The sequence below is a fragment of the Actinomadura sediminis genome, assembly GCF_042675525.1.
Lineage (GTDB): Bacteria > Actinomycetota > Actinomycetes > Streptosporangiales > Streptosporangiaceae > Spirillospora > Spirillospora sediminis.
On record NZ_JBHTJA010000188.1, the window covers coordinates 1 to 6649 of the forward strand.

Annotated in this window: 6 protein-coding genes; all 6 read left to right on the forward strand. The window is 74.6% G+C overall.

Features of this window, described 5'->3' with window-relative positions:
- The coding region (gene kamD / locus ACFQ11_RS36685) for a lysine 5,6-aminomutase subunit alpha (protein WP_378307388.1) at nucleotides 1–1243 on the forward strand (1243 nt) is incomplete at its 5' end.
- The gene (gene kamE, locus ACFQ11_RS36690; protein WP_378307390.1) at nucleotides 1240–2073 is read left to right on the forward strand and encodes a lysine 5,6-aminomutase subunit beta; all 834 of its coding nucleotides are present in this window, start codon (nucleotides 1240–1242) and stop codon (nucleotides 2071–2073) included. The genes kamD and kamE, both read left to right, overlap by 4 nt.
- On the forward strand, nucleotides 2070–2519 hold the full coding sequence (gene kal, locus ACFQ11_RS36695) for a 3-aminobutyryl-CoA ammonia lyase (protein WP_378307392.1): 450 nt from the start codon (nucleotides 2070–2072) through the stop codon (nucleotides 2517–2519). The genes kamE and kal overlap by 4 nt, the downstream gene beginning before the upstream one ends.
- Before the next feature lie 705 nt (nucleotides 2520–3224).
- A complete protein-coding gene (gene lnt, locus ACFQ11_RS36700) occupies nucleotides 3225–5156 on the forward strand; it encodes an apolipoprotein N-acyltransferase (RefSeq protein ID WP_378307394.1) in 1932 nt (643 codons plus the stop codon).
- Nucleotides 5153–5914: a polyprenol monophosphomannose synthase gene (locus tag ACFQ11_RS36705; protein ID WP_449193666.1), complete on the forward strand. Its 762-nt coding sequence runs from the start codon at nucleotides 5153–5155 to the stop codon at nucleotides 5912–5914. Before lnt ends, ACFQ11_RS36705 begins: the two co-directional genes overlap by 4 nt.
- Before the next feature lie 132 nt (nucleotides 5915–6046).
- A partial coding sequence (locus ACFQ11_RS36710) for an FxsA family protein (RefSeq protein ID WP_378307396.1) occupies nucleotides 6047–6649 on the forward strand: 603 nt, incomplete at its 3' end.

The following is a 6649-nucleotide window of genomic DNA, read 5'->3' on the forward strand; positions in this document are numbered from 1 at the left end:
CGTCGCCCGCATCGACCGGCGCCGCGCCGAACGCGACCGGCTGCTCGCCGAGCTGCCGCCGCCCGACCGCCCCGCCGACCCCGCCGGGCGCCCCCGCCCGCTGGTGTACCTCATCGTCGCGACCGGCGACATCCACGAGGACATCCCGCAGGCGCAGGCCGCCGCCCGCGAGGGCGCCGACGTCGTTGCCGTCATCCGCTCCACCGGGCAGTCGCTGCTGGACTTCGTCCCCGAAGGCGCCACCCGCGAGGGGTACGCCGGCACCTACGCCACCCAGGAGAACTTCCGGCTGATGCGCGCCGCCCTGGACGACGTCTCCCGCGAGCTCGGCCGCTACGTGCGGCTCACCAACTACGCGTCCGGGCTGTGCATGCCCGAGATCGCCACCCTCGCCGGGCTCGAACGCCTGGACATGATGCTCAACGACTGCATGTACGGGATCATCTTCCGCGACATCAACCCCCGCCGCACCTTCATCGACCAGCGGTTCTCCCGGCAGATCCACGCCCGCGCCGGGATCGTCGTCAACACCGGCGAGGACAACTACCTCACCACCGCCGACGCCGTCGACGCCGCCCACACCGTCGTCGTCAGCCAGCTGCTCAACGAACGGTTCGGGCACGAGGCCGGCCTCACCGACGCCCAGCTCGGCCTCGGCCACGCCTTCGAGATCGACCCGAAGATCCCCGAGTCGTTCCGGCTCGAGCTCGCCCACGCCCAGCTCGTCCGGGAACTGTTCCCCGACGCGCCGCTGAAGTACATGCCGCCCACCAAGCACATGACCGGCAACATCTTCGCCGGATACCTGCTGGACGCCTTCTTCAACCTCGCCGGCGTCATGACCGGGCAGTCGATCATCCTCATCGGGATGATGACCGAGGGCATCCACACCCCCTGGCTGTCGGACCGCGACCTGGCCCTGGAGAACGTCCGCTACGTCCGCGACGCCTGCGGCGGCCTCGCCGAGGACTTCGCGCCCCGCCCCGACGGCCTCATCGCCCGCCGCGCCCGGCGGGTCCTCGCCGAATCCCTCGAACTGCTCGAGCGCATCGGCGACGACGGGCTGCTCACCGCCATCGCCGAGGGCACCTTCGGCGTCACCCGCCGCCCGCCCGACGGCGGCAAGGGCCTGGACGGCGTCGTCGAACGCGCCGACGGATACGTCAACCCCGCCATCGAGATCCTCGACACCGAGAACCCGCACGGCGCCCGCGCCGCGGCCGAGCAGGAGGTGCCCGCATGACCGCCGACAGCCCCGGAACCGCGGCCGGGACCCGGGCCCCCGCCGACCCCGCCGACACCCGCCAGGTCATCCGCCCCTACGGCGACACCACCGGCGACGCCATGGTGCAGATGTCGTTCACCCTGCCCGTCCCCGCCGGGCCCCGCGCCGACGCCGCCGCCCTCCAGCTCGCCGGGAAGATGGGCCTGGACCCCGCCAGCGTCGTCCACGCCAAGCCGATGGGCCCCGACTTCACCTTCTTCATCGTCTACGGCAAGACCCGCCACCTCATCGACTACGCCTCCATCCCCGCGCCGCCCGAACGCGAATACCCGCTGCTGAACGCCCAGGAGGTCAACCTCGCGATCCGCAGCGCACTGGGCCGCCGGCTCGTCGTCGTCGGCGCCTGCATCGGCACCGACGCCCACACCGTCGGCATCGACGCCATCCTCAACGTCAAAGGCTTCGCCGGCGAAAAAGGCCTGGAGTACTACCGCGAGATCCAGGTCGTGAACATGGGCGCCCAGGTCACCGTCGACGAACTCGTCGAACGCGCCAAGGCCGTCGACGCCGACGCCGTCCTGGTCTCCCAGGTCGTCACCCAGCGCAACGCCCACCTGCACAACACCAAGCAGATGGCCGCCGCGTTCCACGCCGAATACCCCACCGCCGTCGGCCCCGGCATGGGACGCCCCCTGCTCATCGTCGGCGGCCCCCGCTTCGACACCGTCACCGCCGCCGACCTCGGCGTCGACCGCGTCTTCGGCCGCGGCACCACCCCCGCCGAGGTCGCCGCCTTCCTCGTCCACGCCCTCCTGCCCGAGGACGCCCGCCGAAAGGACCCGTCATGACCCAACCCGGCACCGGCGAACCCGGCACCGGCGAACCCGGCACCGGCGAACCCGCCGACCCCCGCCTGGGCCTGACCGTTGTGCACCGCCGCTACATCCCCTACTCCCACGCCCACTACGCCGGCGACCTCGTCGACGGCGCCTACCTGCTCGCCCTGTTCGGCGACGCCGCCACCGAGGCGTGCATCCGCACCGACGGCGACGAGGGCCTGTTCGCGTCCTACTCCGACGTGCAGTTCCGCGCCCCCGTCCGCGCCGGGGACGTCGTGGAGACCGTCGCCCGCGTCGCCCGCGTCGGCACCCGCAGCCGCACCCTGCGCTTCGAAGCCCGCGTCGTGTGCCGCGGACGCCCCGACAAGGGGGAATCGGCCGCCGAGGTGCTCGCCGAACCCGTCGTCGCCGCCACCGCCACCGGCACCGTCGTCGTCCCCGGACCACCCGGCTGACCCGCCCCGGCGCACCCGGGCCGGCCCCGCGACGGCACCCTCGGCGGCACGGCCGGGCAGGCCGCCGCGCCCGCAAAACCGGAACCGGCCGGACCGCACCGCCGCGCCCTGACCGGCGCGGATGTCACCCCGCCCACCGATCATGGCGCTGACCTGGATGAACGGGGAGTAGCCGCAGAACATGCGGCGGTTGACAAGCCCGTGAGAGCCGGTAAATTCGGCTCCAGTCCAGCACGGGACTCACCGATCGGCCGCCCGCGACGCTGCCGGGCACCGTGCCGCGGCGGGGCCGGGCACCACGCCCGCCCGCCCGAGCCAGTGCGGTGATCCGACGCCGCGTCCGGACGGAGCCGCCCGATCGGCCAGGGGGTTGGACCCGGGAAGGGCCCGGACATCCAGTAGAAAACGGAGCCTCGCTCTCACCGCCTGTGGGACGACTCCGGCCCGACGGATGTCACGGGCCCTCTTCCGTGTCCCCACCCGCCCCCGACCCGCCCCCGACCCGCCCTCGCCCCGGGCCACGCACCTTGACCACGCACCCCTGCCCGCGCACCCCTGCCCGCGCACCCCTGCCCGCGCACGCCCGCGCACGCCCGCGCACGCCCGCGCGCCCGCGCCCGGCCGTGGTCGCCCTCGCCCGCCCGGCCCGGTAGCGTTCCGAGCAGGGAGAGTCGGGGGCACCCCGAGACACCGAGCGAACGGGGCATGGAGTTGGCCCAGGACATCCTTCCGGACCGGCAGCCGGACACCGCACCGGACAGCGCACCGGACAGCGCCGGCCGCGCGGGCGGCACCGCGGGCGGGGACGCCACCGGAACCGGGCCGGACGCCCGGCCCCGTCGGCACCGGCGCCTCGCCGCCTGGTTCCGGCGCGGCGGCGCCGCCGGATGGCCCCGCACCCTGCTCGCCGTCACCGGCGGGCTGCTCATGTGGCTCGCGTTCCCCCCGCACGACCTGGTCCCGCTCGCGCCCGCCGGCGTCGCCGTCCTCACCCTCGCCCTGCACGGCGGCGTCCCCGGGCTGCGGCGCGCCCCCGCCACCGTCCGCGGCACCGCCCGCACCGGCGCCTGGCTCGGCTTCCTCGGCGGCGTCGCGTTCTTCCTCCCCGTCCTCACCGGCATCGTCAAGATCGGCCCGGACGCGTGGATCCTGCTCAGCCTCGTCGAGGCCGCTTACCTCGCGCCCATGGGCGCCGGGATCGCGCTCGCCGCCCGCCTCCCCGGCTGGCCGGTGTGGGCCGCGGGACTGTGGGTGGCGCAGGAAGCCGCCCGCGGCCGCGTCCCCTTCGGCGGATTCCCCTGGGCGCGGCTCGCGTTCAGCCAGACCTCCACCCCCCTCACCCCCTACGCCGCCATCGGCGGCGCGCCGCTGGTGACCTTCCTGACCGCGCTGGCCGGAGGGCTCCTCGCCTACGCCGCCGTCGCCGCCCTGCGCGCCCGCACCCCCCAGACCGGCACCCAGACCGGCGCCCAGGCCAGTGGCGAGGGCACCGGCGCGTCCCCCGGCGGGGACGGCGCGCCGCCGAGCAGGCGTGCGCTGCGCATACCGGCCGCGCCCGCCGCAGCCACCGCCGCGTCCGTCGCCGTTCCCCTCGCGCTGATCGCCGCGATCATCGGCGGCGGCGCGCTCATCCCCACGCCCACCGGCGGCGAACCCGTCACCGTCGCCGTCGTCCAGGGCAACGTCCCCCGCCTCGGCCTGGACTTCCAGGGCCAGCGCCGCGCCGTCCTGGACAACCACGTCGAGGCCACCCACGAACTGGCCCGCCGCGTCCGCGCCGGGGAAGTCGCCCGCCCCGAACTGGTCATCTGGCCGGAGAACTCCAGCGACCTCGACCCCTACCGCGAACCCGACGCCCGCGCCGCCATCGACGGCGCCGTCCGGGCCGTCGGCGTCCCCGTCCTCGTCGGCGCGCTCACCGCCACCCCCGACGGGAAGAAGGTCGAGAACCGCGGCATCGTGTGGGACCCGCGGACCGGCCCCGGCGACCACTACGTCAAACGGCATCCCGTCCCGTTCGGCGAGTACGTCCCGTTCCGCGACGTCCTGACGCGGTTCATCGACCGGCTCGACCAGATCCCCCGCGACTTCGTCCACGGCACCCGCTCGGGCGTCATGCGGCTCGGGCCCGTCACCATCGGCGACGTCATCTGCTTCGAGGTCGCCTACGACCAGGAGGTCCGCGACGTCGCCGCCGGGCGGCTGCTGGTCGTCCAGACCAACAACGCCACCTACGGGCACACCAGCCTGCCGCCGCAGCAGATCGCCATGTCCCGGCTGCGCGCGGTCGAACATGGCCGTACGATCTTGGTTGCCGCGACGAGCGGGATCAGCGCGATCGTCGCACCGGACGGCCGGATGATCGACCGGTCCGCCGAGTTCGTCCGGGACCTGCAGGTCGCCACCGTCCCGGCGCGCACGTCCACCACGCCGTCCGACCGGATGGGCGCCGCGCCGGAATGGGCCATGGCGGCGCTGGGCGCCCTGGCCGCCTGCGCCGCCGCATGGACCATGACACGGACAGCACGGACGGCGCGGTCACGGACGGCGCGGGCCGCGCACGGGACCGGCGGGGCGGCGGCGGACACGAACGCGGTCGACACGAACGCCGTGGACAGCAACGACGAGGAGAAATGACGCCGATGGAGATGCCGGCCGGGCTCGGGCGCGTGCTCGTGATCATCCCGACCTACAACGAGCGGGACAACATCGAGCGCATCACCGGCCGGGTCCGCGAAGCCGTCCCGTCGGTGGACGTCCTGGTCGTCGACGACGCCAGCCCCGACGGCACCGGCGAGGTCGCCGACGCCATGGCGGCCGAGGACCCGCAGATCGCCGTCCTGCACCGGCAGGGCAAGGACGGACTCGGGCCCGCCTACATCGCCGGGTTCCGGTGGGCCGCCGACCACGGCTACGACGTCATGGTCGAGATGGACGCCGACGGCTCCCACCAGCCCGAGGAACTGCCGCGCCTGCTGGCCGCCCTCGAGGACGCCGACCTGGTCATCGGCGCCCGCTGGGTGCCCGGCGGCCGCGTCGAGAACTGGCCCAAGCGGCGCGAGGCGCTGTCGCGCGGCGCCAACACCTACGCGCGGATCATGCTCGGCATCCCCCTGCACGACGCCACCGGCGGATACCGGGCGTTCCGCGCCGCCACCCTGGAGAAGATCGGGCTGGAGGACGTCGACTCGCGCGGCTACTGCTTCCAGATCGACCTGGCGCTGCGCGCCCTCCGCGAGGGACTGCGGGTGGTGGAGGTCCCCATCACCTTCGTCGAACGCGTCCACGGCACCAGCAAGATGAGCCGCGACGTGATGGCCGAGGCCGCGATGCGGATCACCCAGTGGGGGATGACCGACCGGGTCGACAAGTTCCGCGGCCCCCGCCGGCCGTGACCACCACGCCGGACACCGTGACCACCGCCGGACACTGTCCTCGCCACCGGTGAACGGGGCCGCGCCGGGGAAACGTTCGGGGGCGTCGCGGCGTTGACCCCTTAGAGGCATTTCCGACCCGAAGATGGAGCCATGCTGCCGCTCGCACTGGTCCTGGCGTTCCTGGTGTTGCCCGTCCTGGAGATCTACGTGATCATCCAGGTCGGCGGGCTGATCGGCGCCTGGCCGACGGTCGCGCTGCTGGTCGCCGAGAGCGTGCTGGGCGCCTGGATCGTCCGCCGCGAGGGCCGCCGCGCCTGGCGGGCCCTGCAGGAGACCTTCGGCCGCGGCGCGCTCCCCGACCGCGAGCTCGCCGACGCCGCGCTCGTCCTGATCGGCGGGACGCTGCTGCTGACCCCCGGATTCATCACCGACGTCATCGGATTCGCGTTCGTGCTGCCGTTCACCCGCCCCCTGACCAGGAGCCTGCTGTCGCGGTGGGCGGCCCGCCGGATGCGGGCCGCGCAATCCCGCTCGGCCGCCATGTTCCCGCCCGGCGGGCCCGGGGCGGGCCCCTTCGGGCAGGCCGGTCCCGGCGGCTTCGGGCCCTTCGGCGCGCCCGGCCGCGACGCCGGGACGCCCCGCGGCCCCGTCGTCCAGGGCGAGGTCGTCGACCTCGACAAGAACACCGGCGAGAACACCGGCGGGGACGGCGGCACCGGCGGGGACGCCGGCGCCCGCCTCCCCGCCGGTGCC

Bases quoted from the DNA above. Each gene is read 5' to 3' on its own strand.
- kamE (WP_378307390.1), top strand. From the start codon at position 1,240: ATGACCGCCGACAGCCCCGGAACCGCGGCCGGGACCCGGGCCCCCGCC.
- kal (WP_378307392.1), top strand. From the start codon at position 2,070: ATGACCCAACCCGGCACCGGCGAACCCGGCACCGGCGAACCCGGCACC.
- lnt (WP_378307394.1), top strand. From the start codon at position 3,225: ATGGAGTTGGCCCAGGACATCCTTCCGGACCGGCAGCCGGACACCGCA.
- ACFQ11_RS36705 (WP_449193666.1), top strand. From the start codon at position 5,153: ATGACGCCGATGGAGATGCCGGCCGGGCTCGGGCGCGTGCTCGTGATC.